Origin of the sequence: Bacillus cereus group sp. RP43 (genome assembly GCF_040459645.1) — a bacterium.
In the GTDB taxonomy this organism is placed as follows: domain Bacteria; phylum Bacillota; class Bacilli; order Bacillales; family Bacillaceae_G; genus Bacillus_A; species Bacillus_A mycoides_C.
In genome coordinates, this window is sequence record NZ_JARVHQ010000003.1 from 135,777 (window position 1) to 157,876 (window position 22,100).

The following is a 22,100-nucleotide window of genomic DNA, read 5'->3' on the forward strand; positions in this document are numbered from 1 at the left end:
TAGTTTTTTTATTACATATTCCGTTTGCATTCTTCTATTGAGCTATCATTTTTATTGATTGAATTATTACCATAGTTTACAAATATATCAATATTGTTGATTATGAAGCTTTTTCTCTAATAATTTAGTTACCTTTTTTATAATTATAGAAAAATTAAACGAACAGATAAAAAACGACCTCTCAAATTCGTCTACAGTCTACTTTATTGTGGGAGTTAATACAAATGATTCAAAAGCATATATTCATCTGTAAAAAGAACATAGACCCCCTTAAAACGATTATCGATTTTCAAGGGGCTATTTTCTCTAAATAATCAATTCTTCTATTTCTTCCTTCACTTCTTCATATAAAATTTCTTCCGCAAACTTTTTGTAACCATTATATCCTTTTTTTGAGGATTTTTTCTTTATTGCTTCTACACCTTTGGATCAAGATATAGGCTTACATGCTGCTTTTTTTCTCTTGATTCCTCTTTTGATGTATTTTCAATTTCTTGCTTAAATATTTCTAAATCTCTTTTTAAATACAATCGTTCAGTAGATTTTCCTTTAGCAATTTCTTTACATGGTAATAAACCATCTCTTGCAGCATTATGTACATATGTCTTCGATTTACCGAGAAACTCTGCTGTTTCCTTTAATGTCAGAGCATCTTTATACATTTCAACAAGTCTTTGCACATCTTCTTCTTTAAAACGGTATCCGCCATCTGCTTTCCAAGTAGCAGGATTGATAGGTTCGATTTGTTTATACTTGATTAAATAGCTTAATTGATTTTTTGTTAAACCTACCCTGCCGCATACCTCTTCGAAAGATAAATAGTTCATATTTCACCTCATTCGAAACATTCATTCTAGTTGTTGTTTAAATTTTCTTAGCTGATACTTTGTCAAATCCATTTCTTTTACTACATCTTTTATTGAGTACTCTTTATACTGCAGATACTTGATCGGATTATCCATGTAACGTTCTCTTACCTTGCTTTATATTTCTATGATCCTGTTCGATGAGATTATTCAAATGCTTGATTGTACACTGAGTGGTATGCTTATAAAAGCCTTTTTCTCTCAATTTATTGAACGCTCAAAGTAACGTGGGAGCCTTGTCTGTTGTGAGAACCGTTGGTTCTCCAAATGTTTTCACTAGTCTTTTCATAAAGGCATATGCCGCTTGATGATCTCGTTTTTTGCGAAGTTGAATATCTAATGTGTGTCCATCTTTATCGATTGCTCAATAGAGATAACACCATTCGCCTTTCACTTTGATATAAGTTTCATCCAGGTGCCAAGATAGCTGTGCAGATTTGTTTTTCTTTTCCAAATCTGACAAATGAGATTTCCATATTCATGAATCCAACGCATGATGGTTGTTGGGTGAATCGAAACTCCACGTTCTTTCAGAATTTCAGAAACGTCACGATAACTTAAAGAAAAACGACGGCTACCAAAATAATGTCTTTCTAGAACTGTTTTCCTTTAAAATATCGCATTTGTGATTCTCCTCGCTTCTTTTTTCTAGACTGTAACTAGGTTTAAGAAACTTTGCAACAGAACCATAAAAAACTACTTTGTGGGAAATAATGTATAAGAGATAAATGGGTTTATCATTATCACGAAAAAGATCTATGTAATTGTTAAAATTCATCCTACAAAATAATGAAAAAATATAAAATTAACTGCATCCAGAAAAAAGTAAGCTATAAAAAAATTGAATAGGTGGTTTAAAATGAAAAAAATATCTATATTTAATAAATTATATAACATTGAATCAAAAAAGAAATTTATTCTGATTGTATACTTATTGTTCATAGTGCATCAGATATATGAATATTTTATTATTAAAGAGTTATTTACAATAAAGATAATAGTCCTCAAAATTACCTTTTTAATTTCCATTTTTTTCTTATCGAAAATATACATATTAAATAAACATATCAATACATTTTCAAAATATATGGTATTTACATTATTTATGTTTTACCAGATTGCTCATGATGTTTTATTTATTAACACTTTTAATCAGTATATAATTTCTCCTTACTTAGATTTTTTTGTAATCATCATTGCGCCATTATATTTAAGTAAAATATTTCTTCTTATTATTTCTATATGTGAGCTGATAAGATATTATATTTTAATATACTTTTTTCAAATTAATTACTTAGGCGAGTTAATGTTTACGCTTATTCTATCTATAGTTACCTCTTTTTTAATATTACTTACGCTAAAGTCTTTAAAGAAAGAAATACAATCGGAATCTGAGAAAAGAATCAAGGAAAATATGTTGTTAACGATGGAGATTTTAGAAATGAAAGACCCTTATACAAAAGGGCATAGTCAAAGGGTAGCAAATTATGCATTAAGCCTTGCTGAGGTAACAAAAAAATACGATAAAAAAGAATTAAGTACATTTTACCTTGCATGTTTACTACATGATATAGGTAAAATAGGAATATCTGATGAAATTCTAAATAAAACTTCGCAACTTACAGATGAAGAATATAATATTATTAAAACCCATCCCAATTTGGGTATTAAATTATTAGAAAATTTATCATTAATTGAGGGGTATGAGGGAATAATTTATTTTCATCATGAAAGATGGGATGGAAAAGGTTATCCAAATAAATTAAAACAAGATGAAATCCCTTTAAGTGCCAGAATTGTGTCCATTGCAGATGCATTTGATGCAATGACATCTTCTCGGTCTTATCGATCTGCCTTAACACCAGAAGAAGCTTATAGACGCATTATTGAAGGGGCAGGTTCACAATTTGACCCCGAGTTAATTAAGTATTTTAAAATAGCATATCCTACCTGGATTAAAAGTATGATTAGATGAGTATATGAGTCCTTTTAAATCAAGAAAGATGTCAATCGCAGCACCACCTCCTTACAAAAATATTAATAACTCTAAACAACGAAAAATAGTTGAATGCTAAAAAAATTGAAACTTCACAGGGTAACTTCCTTCACCGTTTAAATAACTTTGAACAGCTAATAACTTTAATTCTTCTGAATATGTATTAAATGTTGAACCTTTTCTAGTTATGAAAAACCCCCTCCAAGTACTAGTGTAACATCCATGTATGTACATGGTCTTTTTACACTGTCTACTTAAAGGGGATAATATCAAGTTTGGGCTCTTTGAATAAATATCCGTATACATAATTTTTCTGTGACTGCGATTGTCAAAAAAATAATATCATATTGAATAAACGCATAGAAGCATGGTTTTTTCTTTATTAGATGCAATAGTATGTAGATTTACTTTGGATAATTTGTAATATTTTTGGCACATGAAGTATATCGTCGGGGATATTCTTCTACGGTAGGTTGTTCCCTTTGCATAGGCTCCCAAATATGGTAATTGGGGGCTTTTTACTATGTAAGTTTATTAATGAAAAAGAGCCAGGACTCAAATGTGAGTTCGACCTTTTTTTGTGTAATAGGTTAAGCGAATAAAAACGTATTTATATTGTTCGTATACCAGCGCATCATGCGATCTTCACCATTCACAATACTTTCAGTGGCAAACATTTCTTCCACAACTGGCTGCAATTGGATTTTACTTCTTTTGATGACTGAACCTTTCCGCTTTCTACCGTTTCGATATAATTATCGTTGTATGGATGATACTTATAAATCTTCGTCATCGTCTTCACCTAAGTTATCGATCGCACTCAATCCTAATTCTTTAAAAAGCACTAACATTTGTTTGTTCACTCTCGGTAATTCTGTTACAGCATCATTTTTCTTAGTCCCTATTTGTTTTCCGTTTGACCACTTCACCATTACACCATTTTTCTTCACTTCCGAAATCAATTTTTCTTTCATGTCCCATAGGGCTAAGTAGTCTTCAACCAAGTCCTCATAATGGTTCCCGGCTATTTCATTCCGTTCCAACTGTGCAAGTAAGTCTCTACGAATCCGCATTCTTCTAGTCTCTCTGGACACTTTTGGCATCAGCCCCCCTTATACGGAAAATGAAAAAAATATAAACTCCCCCCTCGTTGCCAGTCCCCCAGATAAAAGACAAAATCTTTGACCCGGGGGTATCTTAAACAATCAATTCAAAATATCTTTCGATAAAATCCAAAATAAAAAAGACTTCTTTACAAGAAATCTTCAATAGATTGATTACATAATTCAATTCATTTTCATTTTGTAATTTTTCTTTTACTTTATCTAATGACATCCTCTTACACTTTCTTGTATTCACACAGTTTCTAATCTGACAGTAACGCCAATAAATATACTTTTTAAACAGATTCAGCATATTGAAGCATCAAGTCCGTATCGAATGTCTAACTACCATCATTAATAATCATACCTACCACTGTTCCTCATTCATAATAGGTTTCTTCTCAATCTTATCTAACCGTTCATGCACTTCATTGTGACATCGAATACATAAACATTGTAAGTTATCCAAATCTAACGCTAACTCTGATGTGTCTTCACTTATTTTATATGATGTACATTCTCAACAGGCTTATACTTTCCTCTTGATTTACATATCTGACATTCATAGTTATCACGCTTCATCGCTTTTTGCCTTAGCGTTTTCCACTCTCTTATAAATTCCACATTAGTTAAATAAATTTCCATCTTCTTCACTCCATTTCATAAAAAAAGAGCAGCTAGCAAAAGTTAACTGCTCCAATCATGGAATATGGTTAAGAAATGGGTTGTCTGTAATATTGAAAGAATAACTAATTTTATTCAAAGAGGACTTAATTATGTAAGAAAGAGCGTGCAACAGTTCACGCTCTTTTGAGATGAGAGATTCTGTGCCTTTAGAATCTCTTCTCTATACACGATATGAATATTTGCGGGAAGTGTGCAAAAAAAGAGTGCAATTATGGCGGTTGCTACGGCACTTCAAATTATTAAAAAAACACCGATAAAATAGGGATGAAAAGAAGGATATCTAAATGTGGAATTCATCGTATCATCATATTGCAAGTTCTTTGAAAATAGAATACGTTTCATGGGAATTGGTGATAAAAGTCATCATAGCGTGCCCATTATAATAAACGTTACTCGGTAACGCGGAGGCTAGAGGGGATAAGAGTTCCTCAAAGAGAAAACGTGTTTTTTCGTTTTTAGATGAAAATTAGAAGCGTGTTCAAAAAGGTGGTTATGTAATAATGTAAGTGTGGATGACAGCTCCACAAAATCAACCATAATCTTACGGCTAGGGAAGGGTTTTCCCTTCCTTTGAGCGTACAGCAAGCCAAAGAAAAAAACAGGCGATTTCGTATTCTGCTGTACGTTGAAAGGTGCGGAAACACCAACGTGATGATATCTTTTCTAAAAGTGTATTTTATATGCAATCTTAAAAGGAGTGAAGAGTATGAAATTAAAAAGTATATTTAAATGTCTTACAATTACAGCAATACTATCTCAAATTGCTGTATCTCCTGTAACATCATTTGCCGAAAATAGTAATGGGAAGAAAGCTGATAACAAAAGAAATGTAGAAGAAAAAAATAATATACAAGGACTAGTAGGATATTATTTTAAAGACGCACAATTTCAGGACTTAACTTCTATTAAAGTTGGTGAACAGAGTGATAAATTAATAGACAAGGCGAGAGTAATAAAAAATAATCAAACCATCCACTCTGTAAGATGGATGGGAAGAGTGACTCCATCTCAAACAGGAGAATATACCTTTTCTACATCATCTGATCAACATATCATCTTGCAAATTAATGAGGAAAATATTATTGATCAGTCTGAGATGAAAAAAACTATTAAATTAGAAAAAGATAAAGTATATGAATTAAAGATTGAGTACCGAAATACAAAGGATACTTTACCTGATTTACAATTATTCTGGTCAATAGATGGTAAAGTAAAAGAGCCAATTCCTTCACAAAATATCTTATTGCCTAATTTCTCTGAAAAGGAAAATCTACCTAATAATAAAAAAGATATGTTATTATTACCAAACTTTAATCTTTTTGATAATAGATCACATTCCTCAAAATTAATAGATACTGATAAAGATGGAATTCCTGATGAATGGGAAGAACAGGGTTATACATTTAAAAATCAACAAATTGTAAAATGGGAAGATTCTTATCTTGCACAAGGGTACAAAAAATATGTATCTAATCCATATAAAGCCCGAACTGTTGCTGATCCATATACAGATTTTGAAAAGGTATCGGGGCATATGCCAGAAGCAACAAAAGATGAAGCCAAAGATCCTTTAGTTGCTGCTTATCCAGCCATAGGAGTAGGAATGGAGAATTTATTATTTTCTAAGAATGAAAATGTTACAGAAGGTGCCTCTGGTACTAAATCAAAAAGTGTAACAGATACAAACACTAATACAAATTCTGTTGAGGTTGGTGGAGAAGTAGGAGGAACACTTAATCCATTTGCCCTTGCTTCTTTTAAAGTGTCTACAAAATATTCTCATTCTTGGACCAATAGTACAGCAATTCAAAATTCCGAGAGTGATTCTTGGTCAAAACAAATTGGAATTAACACTGCAGAATCTGCATTTTTAAACGCAAATGTTCGCTATTATAATGCTGGAACGGCACCTATTTATGAATTACGTCCTACATCAAATTTTGTATTTCAAAATTCAGGTACTTCAATTGCAACGATAACTGCTGGATCGAATCAAATTGGAAATAGTTTAGGACCTAGTGATACATATCCGAAAAGGGAGCAAGCACCTATTTCCTTAGATAAAGCAAACGAAGCAGGTACAGTTAAAATTGCAATAAATGGTGAACAATTAAATGCAATTCAAAGTCATAGTGAAAAATTAAATTTAGAAACGACACAAAATAAAGGGCAATATGGAATTTTAGATGACACAGGTAAGTTAATAACAGACGCATCTAAACAGTGGGATCCGATTCGAACAAATATTGATGCTGTTTCCGGTTCCTTAATACTAGATACTGGTACTAGTAAAGAGAATTTAGAGCGGAGAGTTGCTGCGAAAAATGAAAATGACCCAGAGGACAAAACACCTGAAATTACTATAGGAGAAGCAATTAAAAAAGCTTTTAATGCAAAAGAAAAAGATGGGCAATTATACTATACAGAACGTACTGGAAAAAAAATATATATTGACGAATCTTCAGTGAATCTTATTGGAGATAAAAAAACACAAAAAGAAATTGAAAAACAACTTGAACAAATGCAAGATAAAAAGGTATATAAAACTAAATGGAAAAGAGGTATGAATATTACTCTCCGTCTTCCAGTTGCTTATTATGACTTTGAAGCAAACGGAAACACAAATTGGTATTCTACTTATCAAGAAAATGGAGGGTATACAGGCAAGAAACATGGAATGATTGGTCAAAATGGAAATGGACATGCACAAAAAAATCTTGAATTACAACCATATACATCCTATACAGCTCGAGCATATGTAAAAACGACTTCTCCTACAGGTAAGAACAATGTAGTGTTTTATGCAGATAGCACTAAAAATGGAGATGGAAACGGTGCGAGACAGAATGTGACTATTGAGGGAGATAAGTGGCAGGTAATTGAATTTTCATTTAATACTGGTGGCCATCCGGAATATTTCCAAAAATTAGGTTTAAAAAATACAGGAAATACAAATTTACAATTTGATGATGTTTCAGTAACGGAATGGAGACAAGTTCTTGGAGGAAACCTCATTAAAAATGGTAATTTTGATGAAGGGAAAAATTATTGGAAAACTACTAATGGTGATTTTCTTTTTGAGATTAAAGATGGCTATTTAATAGGTAATAATCATAGGGTTGTAAAGAATGAGAAGTTTAAAGTAAAGCCCAATACAAAATATAAACTAGAATATGATCTTAGAGCAAATCCTGGATTTATATCTAAACCAAACATATCACTTATTGGAATTGGAACTGGATACAACACACAATTTGAAGATACAGCAACTTTGTCTAATGACTGGAAAACGTATAGCTTTGATTTTACTACTAAAAAAAATATAAATTATATTTACTTTGAAATTTATGATACTCAATCAGGTGGCTACTATAACTTAGATAATGTGAAGTTTAGAGAAGTTTGTTTGTAAATAATACTAACTTCATAATAAATTGCAACTCAAGATTTTCTACGATCTCTACAAATATATCAATAACAAAAAGCTAATTATTCTGAAATCACTGAGTTAGAATGGTTATTTCATTTAAGTGACTTCTTGGGTATGTGCTTGGTATTATACCGAGCACATACCCTTTAGTTTGGTCTTAATTCTTTTTGATATAGAAATTCTGATTTTATAATACCAAAGAATTTTTCAATCAATACGTTATCATATCAGTTTCCCTTGCAAGACATACTTTGTGTAATACCACGTTTGTTGAGGTAATAACAGTATTGTTTCATTTAATAATGTCAGCGTTGATCCGAATGAATAAGGAGCGTATCCTTACCTTTTAAATATTTGAAGGTTCGATCTAATAATTAAGATGCAGTTTATTCCTTATGTACAGGAAATCGGCTTTTTCTTTATGAAATTTTGCTTAGCGTACGAAATTCGCGTTTTGTTGGTGCTATCTATCCCATCACAATCAAGCTAAAAAAGTAAATACCCCCAAAACAAGAAAATTGGCCTCTTCAGGTGAAAAATTACGATTTATTGTATAATTGATAGGTCTGTTATTTGTTTTAATTCATTTGAAAAGAAAATCCCTTTAACGTGTGGCTTTCTCTTTTTTTTACAAGGTGGCTAATTACCTTAACATGCCCCCTCTCTGACAGTTCATTTTTCGAACCACAATAACTAAATAGAAATAAAACTCTCAAATCGAATTTTATTTCTATTTTTAGTATACTAAAATAAAGAGACAAGTCTCCTTTAGGCTATTTGAGTATGTTAATGAGTTCTAAGCAAACCCCCAATTTGTCTTTAATAGAATTGGGGGTTTGTAATTTACTCCACATACCCTTCGAATGAGTTTATGATCGCTTGTTTATTGACCAAAAAATAAAAATGTGGTATGTTTACTGTAGATTAAATATATATTGAATGCATATCCAATATATATAAAGTATAGTACTTAACTGAATTGCATAAACTAAAAAGACAGGATGCTGGAAACATCCCGTCCAATATGTAACTGCCGCTGTAAGGTGGTTGATTGCAAATTTTTAGTTATTTTCTTTTTGAACCCCCTTTTGTCTTGCCGGACGCGGTGGTTCTTTTACGTTTAATATTACTTTTAACTAACTTATTTGCATAAGCAGTTGCGTAAGTTGTTACGAATACTGTTATGAATAGTTTCGTAGCATCTTGTAATAATTGAAGTAAAAAATCCATATCGGTTACACCTCCTTTCCCTCTAAAATTAAGAGAAAGAAAGGGTGCAACCTCCCACCGCACGTCTGCAGTTACTATCCACATTATACCATAATCCCTACCGTATTAGGATATTATTAAAGTAACCCTTTTAATTTTGATAATAGCTTTATAGCTTTAAATTTGAAAAAGAAGTTTCTTAGTATGTAAACTAATATCGTACATTAATTAGTTTACTATAATATAAATATGTATACTTATAGTTTTCTTTTTTCATAATATATTTTCTATGGTTTATATCAGTTTGCTTTCTTCTATTGAGTGCCTTTCATCTTAATAAGTTAAATCGTACCGCATTTTACAAAAATATCAATATTATTGATTATGAATCTTTTTCTCTCATAATTCAGTTTCTTTTTTGTAATAACAGCAATTTTGACTGAACAAACAAAAAAAACGACCTTTCAAATTTGCTTGTAACCTATTTTGGTGAAGTAACTAATATTAACGTACTCAAAAATCAATAATCAACCATATGAAGTAAATAGGACCCTTAAAACGAATTTCGATTTTTGAGGGGCTGTTTTCGCTAAAAAATCTATTATTCTATTTCCTCTTTTACTTCTTCATATAAAATGTCTTCAGCAAACTTCTTGTAGCCGTTATACCCTTTCTTTTCAGCCTTTTTCTTTATTGCTTTTAATACCTTTTCATCAAGGTATAGACTTAAATGCTGCTTTTTTTCTTTTGACTCCTCTTTTGATCTATTTTCAATTCTTTCTTTGAAAATTTCCAAATCGTTTTTTAAGTACAATCGCTCAGTAGATTTCCCTTTAGCAATCTCTTTAAAGGGCAATATCCCATCTTTAGCCGCATTATGAACGTAAGTCTTTGATTTATTTAGAAATTCTGCTGCTTCTTTTAATGTTAAAGAGTCTTTGTATAATTCCTCTAACTTTTTTACATCTTCTTGCTCAAAACGATATCCGCCATCTGCTTTCCAGGTATCCAGATTGATAGGTTCGATGTGTTTATACTTAATTAAATAGCCTAATTGATTTTTTGTTAAACCTACCCTATCGCATACCTCTTCTAAAGATAAATAGTCCATTTCTCACCTCATCCAAAACTTTCATTCTAGCTGTTGTTTAAATTTTCTTAGTTGATACTTTGTTAAGCCTGTTTCATTTACTACATCTGTGATTGAGTACTCCTTATACTGCAGATACTTAAATGGATTTTCCATATAACGTTCTCTTACCTTATTAAATGTACTCTTTTTCGATAAAGAATTCAATTGCTCTCCTTTCTCTCTGATGGAATCGAAAATGGGACAACCTTTACAATGTTTGTAGTTTCTCTGTTTTGCCTGTTCTTGCTCATCTGCACAATTCACTGATAGGTTGTTCAGAGGGCAAATTGAACAATGGGTAACTTCTAAATTATAGATTTCATATAAAATTTTCCGACGTAGATTAGTCAAAAAAATCTCCTCCTACCAAAATTGGATTGAAATGTACAAAAAAACCAATTAAACATTTCCATTATACATCTTCTAAACAGAAACGTTAAATAATAAGGTGGAAATATATATTTAATCATTTCAATTTACACCACAATAAATAATGCATTTATTGTGGTATAATTAGAATCATAAGAGTTTATATAAAATATATGTGTGTCTTTTCATTCTATTAAAGGGTGTGTATAGATTTGAATATCATAAATTACGAACATAACAATCAACTTGTAAAATCCAAATCAGATTTTTTTGATAGCAGTCATTTTGAAAAAATTATGGGTATGGGTATTCGAAATATTGATTATTCTAAATTAAGTGAAGAATCATTAGTTTACTTATTTTTACATGATGAGCCTTCTTTAACAAAAAAACGAAGTGAACGTACAAAAAAGATATATCTGCATGATCTGTCTCATTTTCTTCGGTACATAAAAGAAAAAATAGGAACCATTCAGGATTTATCTCATAATGAGATGGAAATCTATTTCTATGAACTAAGTAAGAAGTATGCTGCTACTACATTACGCCGAAAGAAAACAGTAGTTCAGCAGTTTTTAAAATATATTTATGATAACAATGGACTCTCAGACAACTTTAGTAGTCGCCTTAAAAAAGTATCTCTAAAAAAAGAAGAGCTGGTCAACCGCGACCTATTTCCCGAAGAAGTGAATGAAATCTTAGATACATTGAAAAAAACAAATTTCTTTATGTATTCCTTGTTTTTCCTCCTTACCACTACCGGTCTCCGGATTGAGGAAGTTGCAAACGCAAAATGGGCTGATCTTGCATTCCATCCTTCTTTAAATGTCTATCTCTTACGTGTAATTGGAAAAGGAAATAAAACTAGAGAAGTTCGTATCTTTGAAGATGTACTCGACGATATCTGTCACCTGCGTCAATTACGTAAACAAACAAGTGAATTGGACGCCTCTAGTACATTTGCTTTTCTACCTAAAGCCGATGGCTCTTACTATAGGGCTGACTACTTATCAAAATATGTAGCAGAAAAAATTGAAGAAACAAACTTACCATTTCTACGTTATCGAAAAGATAGAATTACTCCCCATACCTGCAGGCACTTCTTTGCAAATCATTTGATGGGAAAAGGTGTCGAGCTTAAGAAAATACGTGACTATTTAGGACATGAATCTATTATGACGACAGAACGTTATTTAAGGGAACGTACAAGACGTCAAAACTTGGCCACAATAGATATAGGAAATTCATTATTTTAGTAAGTATATATAATAGGAAGAATATCGATTTTATGGTTTGAAATTTTGATTCAGTTTTAATTATTAGTTTGTGAATCTTTCACAAACTAATAATTGTTCTGAATCTTTTTCAACTAAATTGTTTGGTTGCTCTTTACTACCAGCAACAGTATAAATGATTCCTGCCGCCAAAACGATACTTGTTAATATAGATAATATTTTCTTCATATTGCACCACCCTGGTATATTATATTATTTTTTAGAAATTCTCCCACTATCTTTTTAGGGAATTTACTATAGAACCTATTACCTAAACACTCATATAGCTCAATTGACTTTTCAATTAAAGTAATATCATTCTTTGCTATCCCAAAATAACAATATTGCATTGGGGTCAAAAACCCATTTTTCTTTTCTAAACCACTTAGAATTTCAACTGCATTTTCATGCTTTCCCTTAATGATCTCTAAAAAAGCTTCTTCAGCAGGGTGATAAATGCTTAAACTCTCCAACTCTTGTTTATTAATTAGCTTAATAAAAACATACGTATTAAGAATCGACTGCTTTCTTTTAATTTCCCTTTCAAAATTACATGGCTCTAATTGCTCTAGAGATTTATTTATATACATGGATGCATGATCATAGCTTTCAAAGGTATGCTACACTATTACTATTACTATTGCTTTGTAGCTTTGTAGCTTCTTATATCTCAGACAATTATAAAAACCAAATAGGAAGGAAAAGCTTCCAAATTTGAGGTTTCAATGTATATAATTACTTGGCTAGCAATTTCCCTTTATGCAATTAGTTATTGTATTCTTCATTTGGGCAAATTAGGGTGATTTTCATGTAAAAAGGAGCAAATTTATTTTGCTCCTTTTTTATGTCTAAAGAAGTAATAATCGTCCTTGAAATAAACCATATTAAATTGTGTCGTGAAACATTTTTAATATGGTTTAATGCTAAGTTGAATGATCTTACTTTACTAAGTGTTGCTGAATCTCCTTAATTAAAAGTTCAGCCCCTTCAGAACTAAGTACAATTTGTCCATTAGCTAATGAAATGTTTTTTTCTGAAATATCACCAGTTATTGCACAAGCATCATAAGATTTGTATTTTTGTAAAATGATCTTTTCATCTTCTACAAATATTTCGATAGGATCTTTTTCTGCAATTCCTAACGTTCTTCTTAACTCTTTTGGAAGAACAATACGCCCTAATTCATCTATTTTTCGTGTAACACCTGTTGATTTCATGTTTATACCACCCTTTTTTTATTTCTAACTACTAATCACATATGAACAAACAGATTAAATGATGTTTTTCTGGTATCATCTGCATGTAATACTACAATTATATCTCTAAATTCCTTTGTCGTCTTTTATCTCGTTTTCTCTTTCTTTAGCTTCTAACATGAATTTAGCGTAAGTCATTATCTTTTCTAGCTCATTTTTGGACGCGTTATAATCTTTGATATAACGTTCTTTTCTTCCTGGACTCATATATTTATTCTTTTTCATTTCGTTTATTGTTTCTATATTCAAGATTTTTCGTTTTCCCTTTATCTCATATAAGAGTTTTAGATTTATAGCTAGGCCTATGCTCCAAAGAGTAAAACCGATTATGAAAGAAAGTAATAGCTGTGCTGAAAGAGAATTATCAATAATCATGAAATAGAGAAAATAAATAATCGAGATTGCAAACAAAAATGGATTATAGTATTTTTGTATATTTTTGTATTTATGTATTTTTATTTCGTGTTGCTTTTTTCTCATTTCAAGAGTTTCTAACATGTATAATTAATCTCCTTTTAAATGGGGCAACGACAAGATTGCTGTCATAGACCGCAAAGTATGAACCGATAAAATTTCCAAAGTGCACCGTACACTATTGGAAAAGGTTTATAGTAATCGTTTTTGCAATTATTTTTGGTAAAACTGAATGCTATTGATACCAAGCAAAATGCACGAACTAATTAAACATATAATTGCTCCAGTTAATCGTATTACGTCAGGGACATAAAACTTTTTAGTTTTTAACCACAGAACAAAATTCATTGTTAGGATAGTTATGGAAAAGATAAGGATAGATATGATAAAAGTTAAAATCCCCATCTTGGTAACACCTTCTTTGTTTAGTTGTAGTTCACATACAATAAATAACTTTATATATCGATTATATAATGATAATACTAAAATATAAATTGTACGATGAACACATTTTTCTTTCTTACTACCACACAGAAATTGTCCCTAGCTTTTTCTATGCCTACTTTTAATTGCATCAAGATTATAAGCACGTTATAATAGTCACCTAATTACATAAAAAGAGGTGCAGAAAATGAATAAGACAGAATTAACAAAATTAGTAGCAGAAAAAGCAGAACTTACACAAAAAGATGCAGCTGCAGCGACACAAGCTGTGTTAGATATGATAACAAATGCGCTAGATAATGGAGAGAAAGTACAGATCCTTGGATTTGGTACATTTGAAGTGCGTGAAAGATCTGCACGTACAGGACGCAACCCACAAACAGGTGAAGAAATGCAAATCGCCGCTTCAAAGGCACCTGCTTTTAAAGCTGGAAAAGAATTAAAAGCAGCAGTGAAATAATTATACATAGTGAAAAGGGATCTGATTATTGTTTATCGAATCCTTTTTTCTTTCATAAGACAAATTGTATTTTACTGCATCTCAAGAATGATAGGAGTACTAGAAATTATAGGGATATATAGTATAAGTACACCCGATATACACGAAGTTATATATAAGTATAAATTAATATATAATTTTATATAATTATGTTATAATAGTATTAACCAAGAAGCATCCAACAACTTTGATTAATCTTTACATTTTCTTTTGAGCTATATCAACATAAAAAAAGACATTGTACAGTGTCTTTTTTCTATGTTTTGCACCTTTAATTAATAGTTGTTAGAACTGCTTGCTTCTGCAAAAAGACTATCTGAAAAGACACTCTTATAGGAGTGTCTTTTCTTTATGCAAAAAATTACTTTTAAACAAAAAAAAAACTCTTTATGAAAGAACGCAAGTTCGTATACAACAAGAACGAATGTTCTTGTTTTTTGGGAGGGCATCACAGTGTATGACTATTCTATCTTGCCTATATCATGTAGTAAGCACGCGGAGTGAAATCTTTTTAATTCTTTCTTTCTAAACATATTGGTTTCTTTCGCAAGAATTGTAGCATATTTTTCCACTCTCTCACTGTGTCCTTTTGTATAAGAATCCATTAAATCTAGCAGTTTGAAAATCAATTGCGTATTTTCTTTCATTTATTCTGTCATCCTAATCTTAATTTTTTGACAAGCTTTTTGAAAATCCCTCTCCATTCTATTACGCACATATTAATGAAAGTAGGAGATACATTTTTGAGGAAAAAACCCAATTTATAGAGACCAAGCTTCATACTATAAAATATCCAATTTATCTCTAACCTATTCAATTTATACGAAGGTGCAGAAGCACAAACAGATGGGCTAGAGATGAATTGAAATTTGTGTAATACAACGTACGTTTCCAGAGTAGAATATATGTTTGTCACCCGTGAGAAGGGGAGTCAAACGTACAAGTATACTAAGTGATAAACAGTGAGTGTTACATCAAATTCCCTCTGTCTATTGGCTGTACGTACGTTATTTCTCCGGATGCCCAATGTTCCATTCGATCACTTTTTCATCCTTTTCTTTTTGTACTGTCGGACTATACACAACTTTTAACTCTTTTGTGTCTTTTGCTACTCGATAATATCCATTCCCTTTTAGACTTTTACCTGCTGGAATCACATCTCCAAAGTTATCTTCTCTCCCGTACATCTCATATGTTTTTCCTTTCTCATCTTTGATCACAAAATCTCCGGCTCCAATTCCGTTGTCTTCATTCCCTTCATTTTTTATATCAAATTGAATCTGAACAACCTCTTCTTGTTCTGACACGGTTTCATCTTTTACGATTTTTGCTGCGGTAACTTTCATTTTCATTGCACGACTTACTTTTTCTTTTCCAATTTCAGTTTGAATAGCTTGTTTCTCCACGTTTTCCTTCTTTGTATCTGTTGTTCCCGTACAGCCAGCTGAAAATAGAATACTTGTCATACATACAGCTGGAATGATTTTTTTGATTACTCGTTTCATATACTTGTCTCCTTATTCATAAACAAATCCCACCCATATATATAAGATGGATGGGATTTGTCCTACTTATTTCTACACTTTGGCATTTTTTATTTTACTTCTACTTTTGTTCTAGCAACTTCCTGATTACCACTTGTAAATCCTGCGATTTCTACTTTTTGTTTTGCATCTTTCACCAAATCTCTCGCATAAATTTTATATGTTCCATTTTCTACTGTTGTTTGACGAAGTACTTCACCATCCACTATAATTTTCACCTTTTGAATGGTTGCACTTACCGTTCCGTCGATATAGTTATCTGTTCCCAAATGGAAGGCTTTTGCAGTCATAGTTGCTTCTACACCAAGTACGGTTCCTTGTGTCTTTTTACTTTCTGTGCCTGCCACATCTCGCGCTGCGATTTCAAAGACTGCTCCTTCTTTTTGAAGCGCTACAATATCTCCCGTATAAATCATATACGTTCCGTCTGCATTCACACCCGCTGTTCGCACTAACTTCCCATCTACATAAATCGTTACTTTACTTGCTCCTTTTGCGGTTCCTTTTACATAAGCATCCGTTGTGTAGTACTTACTGATAGTCGGTGCTTCTGGACGTTGTTTTACCAATACTGTTCCTTGTACCCTTTGACTTTCAGTACCTGCCGCATCTCGCGCTGCGATTTCAAAGACTGCTCCTTCTTTTTGAAGCGCTACAATATCTCCTGTATAGATCGTATACGTTCCATCTTGATTCACGCCCGCTGTTCTCATTAACTTTCCATCTACATAAATCGCTACTTTACTTGCTCCTTTTGCGGTCCCTTTTGCATAGGCATCTGTCGTATAGTAGTCATTGATAGCTGGCGCGTTTGGAGCTTGTTTTGCGAGAACTGTCCCTTGTGTCCTTTGACTTTCTGCGCCTGCCGCATCTCGCGCTGCGATTTCAAAGACTGCTCCTTCTTTTTGAAGCGTTACAATATCTCCCGTATAAATCATATACGTTCCGTCTGCATTCACGCCTGCTGTACGGATTAACTTCCCATCTACATAAATCGCTACTTTACTTGCTCCTTTTGCGGTCCCTTTTGCATAGGCATCTGTTGTGTAGTAGTCATTGATAGTTGGGCTCGCAATTCCTTCTTGTACCGTTAACTCTTTTGCTCCACTTACATTTCCTGCTTTATCTGTTAAGGTAATAGATACCACAGTTCCCGCTACTTGCGCTGCAATCTCAACAGAGAACTTGCCATCCTTGTCCACTGTTCCTGCTCCGATTTCAGCTCCGTTTTTCTCTTTGATAGAAACCTTCGCACCAGGTTCTCCTGTTCCTGTTACTTTCTTGTCTGTTGCTTTCACATCATCTACTTGCGGTGCCTCAGGTGGCGTCACATCTTTTACTGTAATTGACTTCGTTCCCTCATTCTCACCTTTTACTACTTTCACATCTAACTGTGTATCGGCCTTTTGTTTCGGAATTGTAATAGAAAAAGTACCATCGTCCGCTACTGTGCCTTTCCCAATTTCTTTTCCGTCTTTAACTTTCACGGTTACCTCTGCACCTGCGGTGCCTGTTCCCGTTATTTTTTCATCTTGATCTGTTACTTCATTTACAGCTGGAATTGCCCAGATTTCTTGCACCTTTACAGTCTTTACTTCACTTTCTAATCCCTTATCATTTTTTAAGTAAACAGAAATTTCAGTCCCGACTGGATAGGAATCCTCGATATCAATTTGAAGATTACCTTTATCATCCACTTTCCCTACAAATTCTGCCTCTCCAATTTTAGCAATGGCTGTTGTATTTGCTACTCCTGTTCCTTTAATCATTGTGTCAGTTGTATAAATTGGATTTATTTCAGGCGCTACTAATGGTGCTTGAACTTCTACCTCTGTGTACTCACTTTCTTTTCCGTCTATACTTTGTTTCACACCAATTTTCGTACCCGCTTTTTGAGGTTGATTCAATGCGACCTCAAAATTCCCGTTTTCATCGGCTTCGCCTCTATAAGTTGCTTTTTGATAGTTTGTCACCACTTCAATCTTCGCATATGGTTGTGCTGTTCCTGTTACCTTTTTATCTTTCGTTGTTAATGAGTTGACAACTGGTTTTTCCAGCTGTGTTGCTTGCACCGTTACTTCCGTTGCTTCACTTGTTCCTGCACTATTATTTACGACCACAGATAATTTTGTACCTGCTTTTTGTTGTGGAATCGTAATCGTATAGGTTCCGTTTTCATCGACAGTTCCCGTCCCCAGTTCTTTGCCTGCTGCCTGTATGCTAATTGTGGAGCCTACCTGAGCTGTCCCCGTTACTTTTGTATCTGTATCCTTTACTTCATTTACTTCCGGAGCTGATGGGATTTTTTCTGGTGTCTCACTCGCTATCTTTCGGACCTTGCTAAAATCTGCGCCGTTCAAACTAGGATCACTTGAACTTACGGTAGTATTTTTTGCCATCTTAAAATGTTCTACAGCTTTCCATGACTTCCACGGTTCACCCTCAAAATCAGCACTATCTATCCATGTATTCACATCCCCGTTGTACAGTGAAATACTACTAAAACCAGAATTAGAAAATATTGGACCTCCCTTATTGCTGATACTGTAACTAGCAGGATTCATTAATGTTATACTACTACTTCCTAGCAAACCAGTGTTTTTATCACCAGCAATATGGAGAGATCCTCCTTCTTCTACAACTCCCTTCAAAATAGTGACAGAATCTAGTACCTCACTCGAACGAAACTCTCCACCCTTGTGAACTATCAAACTATTTAAATAGAGGTCTCCATATAAAGCGTTTGGGATAGCTTTCATATGTACTTTTGCATTTTTCTCTACTATTACATTAGATAGACTAAAAACAGGACCTTCCCACGTTGAGCCTTCACGAAATACTGCATCTACATACGTTGGTTTACTACGTTCATTTTGTATTACATTCCCTTCAAAATATACTCGAGCACGGTTCGAAGAACTATAAAGACCAGTAAATAAACTTCCTGTACCTGTATGTCTAACATCTTTTAGGTTTAGGACAGAACTATTATTAAGGGACATAAAAGAAGACGGCGACGTTCCAATAATTTTTGCGTTTTTTAAGGTTATACTACTACTATTACTACCATTTATGTCTATGGTTTTTTCACTATATATACTGATATCCTTATCTGCATTCCCATTAATCGTAAGATTTCGCGAACCATATAGAGGAACTTTGATTTGCTCATTTATCTGAATAGTTTTCATAACATTAATGGTTGTCACAGATTCATTTGCTAATGCTGTCTTGAATTCTTCGAATGTCGAAACATTCGCTTCTTTCTCCACCACATATGATTCTGCATCTTGCACGCTATCTGTTATCCGGTTTTGTTGTTCTTGAATTGAAGCATTTTGTTCAACTTTACTTTCACTCGTTTCATTGCCTTTTGGTTGTTCTTCTTGTTCTGTGGCAGGGGCATCATTTGAATTCATTTGCTCCTGATTTTGAATTACTTCGTTTTCTTTTATATTATCCACCAATGTTTTCTCTTTTTTTGCTTCCGCATCCGTTAGTTCGATAGGTGTCTGATTCTGTTGTTCCTCTGCATAACTTGGAGATACACCTGTGAACAAAATGCCTGCTGTTGTCACGGTTGTTACCGTTGCCTTTAAATTCTTTTTTATGTTTGATTTTTTCTTCATTCTTACTCTCCTTTGTTTCCTTATTTTTCTCTATGCATACTTCGATTAATTCTCAGTTCTTGTCTCCATCCGATCTTTTTATCTCTTATCCATTCACTTTGATACCTTTCTCATCTTCCTCTTTTAGAGGCTTTTAAAATTTGTATCATCTCCTACTCATCGGAGAATCTATATCTTATACATATCCTTATTTCTATCAATCTAACAGACCGCATAATAACCATATGAAACTTGCTTCCTTTTTTATATTCGTGAACAAAGAAGGATAGATGAAACAGGTTTATACAAGCCTATCACTCTCTCTATTCGTTATGTGAATTTAAAAAGGTAAGAATTAAAGACTGCTATCTATAGACTTTAATTCCTCAATGGAAGTAAAACCCCTCATCAAAGAATAAGATTTGTTTTTAATTGGACATAGATAAAAAGAAAAGATTGAAAACGTCTACATGCCTTACATAAACAATATTAATACAAATTGTATACAATTTGTATTAATATTTGTGTCCAATTTGTGACATGATAAGTATTGTATTTACCTATTAGTAAAGGGCATTCCCTTTGAAACATCTGACTTCTTACATAAAAACACTCCATTCCACCCCCTATATTACTCACATGAAAGTGCATACCTTACGCTGTTAACAGAAGAGAAGGCTTCGAGAATACATGTACAGTATCGAAAGAAAGATTACTCCTGTGGGAATTCTTTTTAGTTCGCTCTTTTTTGGATAATCCATTTTAAAAATTACATGCAAAGATATATGTTTTGGGGGTTCTGGTGCAAAAACAAAATTCATTCAAGCGGAAATATTATCAACCTGAACTAATCTTATTCACAGTAAGATGGTACCTGCGGTACAATTTAAGTTTTCTGTTTTTTTAATCTAAAACTGGCTTTTTCCCAGATTAGTTGAAATTAATATACTTAGAGGTACAAACAGTTAAAGGGTGTGAGGTGTCCTATGAAAAATATTTTGAGTTCGTTAGATTCTAAAATTCAATATCTAAGCTACGAGTTTATGGGGGACCAAATTATTTTTCAAGCTAGAACGCGATTTATAAAAGCTACACGCCCATATTGTGGGATAGAAACACATAAAGTACATTCAAAATACCAGCGGTATTTCAAGATATGACCTGATCAAGAAAAACTGGGACACAAATTAGGTTACGCAATCGATTTTGACACCCAATTCAATACTGAATGGGGACGAACAAAATGGTAATATATATAAACAAATTCGGCCATCAACTGATTAACTTGAGATAAAGAAACAAGTTTTTCTCCATGTAATCATTCACGTTTAAAGATACTAAAGAACGATTCAATTACTGCGTTATCCAAACAATTTTCCTTCCGAGGCATACTTTGCTGAATCGTTTATTGTTTACAAAAATCCGTAGCCTTATAACTGGTAAATAGTGATCCTTGATTACTATGAAATAAAATATTCTTTTGTTTTCCATATCTGTTTTTTACTTGTTAAATTGTATCTTTTACTAACTGAGCACCTTAGCAAGTATCCAGCGAATAGCCAAGCACCCGCCGGGTGCTAATATCTAATGCAGCACAAAAATATACTTTCATTCCATTCACTAAACGAAATTCATTGATGTCACATGCAACGGTTGGTATTTCTTTCTTACCGGGTTTAAATAAACGCTCTAGTACATTAGGAAATATAATGTGTTCTCGCTTTCGTTTCTTATAGTAAGTGACAACTTTTGACGTCACTCTGACTTTGTATAACATTTTTTTCACTTGAGCAAATTCAGCCATATACGGTCTCGACTCTTTTGAACTGCTCTTCTTTTTTGTTGGCTTCGGATTTGCTGTTGACATGTGCTATCACCTCATTATGTATTCTTTAAACATATTTCTTTCTTACTTTATCAACTGATAGTATGTTAGCTAATTTCAGCGTTCTAACTTGTTGCTTTTGCATGCAATACACTAGTACACGATTTTGATATATCTTCCTTGCGATTACTGTCCTTTGAGAGAAATCTCCTGAATCTTTCATGTAAATTAATTCGATAGATATTTTTTGATCGAGTGAACATTTAAATAGAAGATTCATGTGATAACATCCAATAAGAACATTTTTTTCCATATAACTATATTACGCACGTTCTACTTGCAGGTTTTTTTCTAAGGGGGATTATACAATCAACGAAATATATTTTTCCTCTCATGCGGTAAAAAACGAAATTGTTCAAACCCTTTATATTGTGGTATATTGTT

At 32.8% G+C, this 22,100-nt stretch carries 17 protein-coding genes and 7 pseudogenes; 5 read left to right on the forward strand and 19 right to left on the reverse strand.

Annotated elements, in window-relative coordinates; translation table 11 throughout:
- Positions 1-306: 306 nt before the first annotated feature.
- The 3 pseudogenes from QCI75_RS29565 to QCI75_RS29570 form a co-directional block, all read right to left on the reverse strand.
- A pseudogene (locus tag QCI75_RS29565) lies at positions 307-827 on the reverse strand (helix-turn-helix domain-containing protein).
- Between the two features lie 21 nt (positions 828-848).
- A pseudogene (locus QCI75_RS30645) lies at positions 849-983 on the reverse strand (transposase); the annotation flags it as partial.
- A pseudogene (locus QCI75_RS29570) lies at positions 979-1,453 on the reverse strand (IS6 family transposase); the annotation flags it as partial. The pseudogenes QCI75_RS29570 and QCI75_RS30645, both read right to left, overlap by 5 nt.
- Positions 1,454-1,740: 287 nt before the next feature.
- Here QCI75_RS29570 and QCI75_RS29575 point away from each other — a divergent pair.
- Positions 1,741-2,841 carry an HD-GYP domain-containing protein gene (locus QCI75_RS29575; RefSeq protein ID WP_483299490.1) on the forward strand — a complete coding sequence of 367 codons (1,101 nt, stop codon included), beginning with the start codon at positions 1,741-1,743 and terminating at the stop codon, positions 2,839-2,841.
- A 797-nt stretch (positions 2,842-3,638) separates the two neighbouring features.
- On the opposite strand, the gene QCI75_RS29580 is transcribed toward QCI75_RS29575, so the two are convergent.
- The 3 genes from QCI75_RS29580 to QCI75_RS29590 form a co-directional block, all read right to left on the reverse strand.
- Positions 3,639-3,965, reverse strand: coding sequence for a P27 family phage terminase small subunit (locus QCI75_RS29580; protein WP_353762084.1), 327 nt, complete (start codon positions 3,963-3,965; stop codon positions 3,639-3,641).
- Between the two features lie 367 nt (positions 3,966-4,332).
- The gene (locus QCI75_RS29585) at positions 4,333-4,434 is read right to left on the reverse strand and encodes a hypothetical protein (protein WP_353762085.1); all 102 of its coding nucleotides are present in this window, start codon (positions 4,432-4,434) and stop codon (positions 4,333-4,335) included.
- Positions 4,435-4,463: 29 nt separating this feature from the next.
- The gene (locus QCI75_RS29590; RefSeq protein WP_353762086.1) at positions 4,464-4,610 is read right to left on the reverse strand and encodes an HNH endonuclease; all 147 of its coding nucleotides are present in this window, start codon (positions 4,608-4,610) and stop codon (positions 4,464-4,466) included.
- A 748-nt stretch (positions 4,611-5,358) separates the two neighbouring features.
- Here QCI75_RS29590 and QCI75_RS29595 point away from each other — a divergent pair.
- Positions 5,359-8,064 (forward strand): binary toxin-like calcium binding domain-containing protein, encoded by a 2,706-nt coding sequence (locus QCI75_RS29595; protein WP_353762087.1) that lies wholly within the window; start codon positions 5,359-5,361, stop codon positions 8,062-8,064.
- A 179-nt stretch (positions 8,065-8,243) separates the two neighbouring features.
- Here the strand turns inward: QCI75_RS29595 and QCI75_RS29600 are convergent.
- The 4 genes and pseudogenes from QCI75_RS29600 to QCI75_RS29615 all read right to left on the reverse strand — a co-directional run.
- Positions 8,244-8,420, reverse strand: a pseudogene (locus QCI75_RS29600) (IS3 family transposase); the annotation flags it as partial.
- Between the two features lie 727 nt (positions 8,421-9,147).
- Positions 9,148-9,312, reverse strand: a complete 165-nt coding sequence (locus QCI75_RS29605; protein WP_353762088.1) for a hypothetical protein — start codon at positions 9,310-9,312, stop codon at positions 9,148-9,150.
- A gap of 580 nt (positions 9,313-9,892) precedes the next feature.
- The gene (locus QCI75_RS29610) at positions 9,893-10,402 is read right to left on the reverse strand and encodes a helix-turn-helix domain-containing protein (RefSeq protein ID WP_353762089.1); all 510 of its coding nucleotides are present in this window, start codon (positions 10,400-10,402) and stop codon (positions 9,893-9,895) included.
- Positions 10,403-10,423: 21 nt separating this feature from the next.
- Positions 10,424-10,774, reverse strand: coding sequence for a transposase (locus QCI75_RS29615; protein ID WP_353762090.1), 351 nt, complete (start codon positions 10,772-10,774; stop codon positions 10,424-10,426).
- 230 nt (positions 10,775-11,004) lie between these two features.
- On the opposite strand from QCI75_RS29615, the gene QCI75_RS29620 reads away from it, so the two are divergent.
- Positions 11,005-12,048, forward strand: coding sequence for a tyrosine-type recombinase/integrase (locus QCI75_RS29620; RefSeq protein ID WP_353762091.1), 1,044 nt, complete (start codon positions 11,005-11,007; stop codon positions 12,046-12,048).
- Positions 12,049-12,111: 63 nt separating this feature from the next.
- Here QCI75_RS29620 and QCI75_RS29625 read toward each other — a convergent pair whose 3' ends face one another.
- The 4 genes and pseudogenes from QCI75_RS29625 to QCI75_RS29640 form a co-directional block, all read right to left on the reverse strand.
- Positions 12,112-12,255: a hypothetical protein gene (locus tag QCI75_RS29625; protein ID WP_353762092.1), complete on the reverse strand. Its 144-nt coding sequence runs from the start codon at positions 12,253-12,255 to the stop codon at positions 12,112-12,114.
- Positions 12,252-12,686 (reverse strand): annotated as a pseudogene (locus QCI75_RS29630) (AimR family lysis-lysogeny pheromone receptor); the annotation flags it as partial. The gene QCI75_RS29625 and the pseudogene QCI75_RS29630, both read right to left, overlap by 4 nt.
- A gap of 318 nt (positions 12,687-13,004) precedes the next feature.
- Positions 13,005-13,283: an AbrB/MazE/SpoVT family DNA-binding domain-containing protein gene (locus QCI75_RS29635; RefSeq protein WP_353762094.1), complete on the reverse strand. Its 279-nt coding sequence runs from the start codon at positions 13,281-13,283 to the stop codon at positions 13,005-13,007.
- Between the two features lie 105 nt (positions 13,284-13,388).
- Entirely contained in the window at positions 13,389-13,820 is a 432-nt protein-coding gene (locus QCI75_RS29640) for a hypothetical protein (RefSeq protein ID WP_353762095.1), read from the reverse strand.
- Between the two features lie 547 nt (positions 13,821-14,367).
- On the opposite strand from QCI75_RS29640, the gene QCI75_RS29645 reads away from it, so the two are divergent.
- Entirely contained in the window at positions 14,368-14,640 is a 273-nt protein-coding gene (locus QCI75_RS29645) for an HU family DNA-binding protein (RefSeq protein WP_353762096.1), read from the forward strand.
- A gap of 506 nt (positions 14,641-15,146) precedes the next feature.
- Here QCI75_RS29645 and QCI75_RS29650 read toward each other — a convergent pair.
- From QCI75_RS29650 to QCI75_RS29660, 3 genes and pseudogenes are all read right to left on the reverse strand, one after another.
- A pseudogene (locus tag QCI75_RS29650) lies at positions 15,147-15,326 on the reverse strand (HD domain-containing protein); the annotation flags it as partial.
- 360 nt (positions 15,327-15,686) lie between these two features.
- A complete protein-coding gene (locus QCI75_RS29655; RefSeq protein ID WP_353762097.1) occupies positions 15,687-16,184 on the reverse strand; it encodes a DUF4352 domain-containing protein in 498 nt (165 codons plus the stop codon).
- An 89-nt stretch (positions 16,185-16,273) separates the two neighbouring features.
- Entirely contained in the window at positions 16,274-19,852 is a 3,579-nt protein-coding gene (locus tag QCI75_RS29660) for an Ig-like domain-containing protein (RefSeq protein ID WP_353762098.1), read from the reverse strand.
- A 781-nt stretch (positions 19,853-20,633) separates the two neighbouring features.
- Between QCI75_RS29660 and QCI75_RS29665 the strand changes: the two are divergent.
- Positions 20,634-20,726 (forward strand): annotated as a pseudogene (locus tag QCI75_RS29665) (IS6 family transposase); the annotation flags it as partial.
- Between the two features lie 642 nt (positions 20,727-21,368).
- Here the strand turns inward: QCI75_RS29665 and QCI75_RS29670 are convergent.
- The gene (locus QCI75_RS29670; RefSeq protein ID WP_353762100.1) at positions 21,369-21,698 is read right to left on the reverse strand and encodes a hypothetical protein; all 330 of its coding nucleotides are present in this window, start codon (positions 21,696-21,698) and stop codon (positions 21,369-21,371) included.
- 25 nt (positions 21,699-21,723) lie between these two features.
- Positions 21,724-21,936 (reverse strand): hypothetical protein, encoded by a 213-nt coding sequence (locus QCI75_RS29675; RefSeq protein ID WP_353762180.1) that lies wholly within the window; start codon positions 21,934-21,936, stop codon positions 21,724-21,726.
- Positions 21,937-22,100 lie beyond the last annotated feature (164 nt).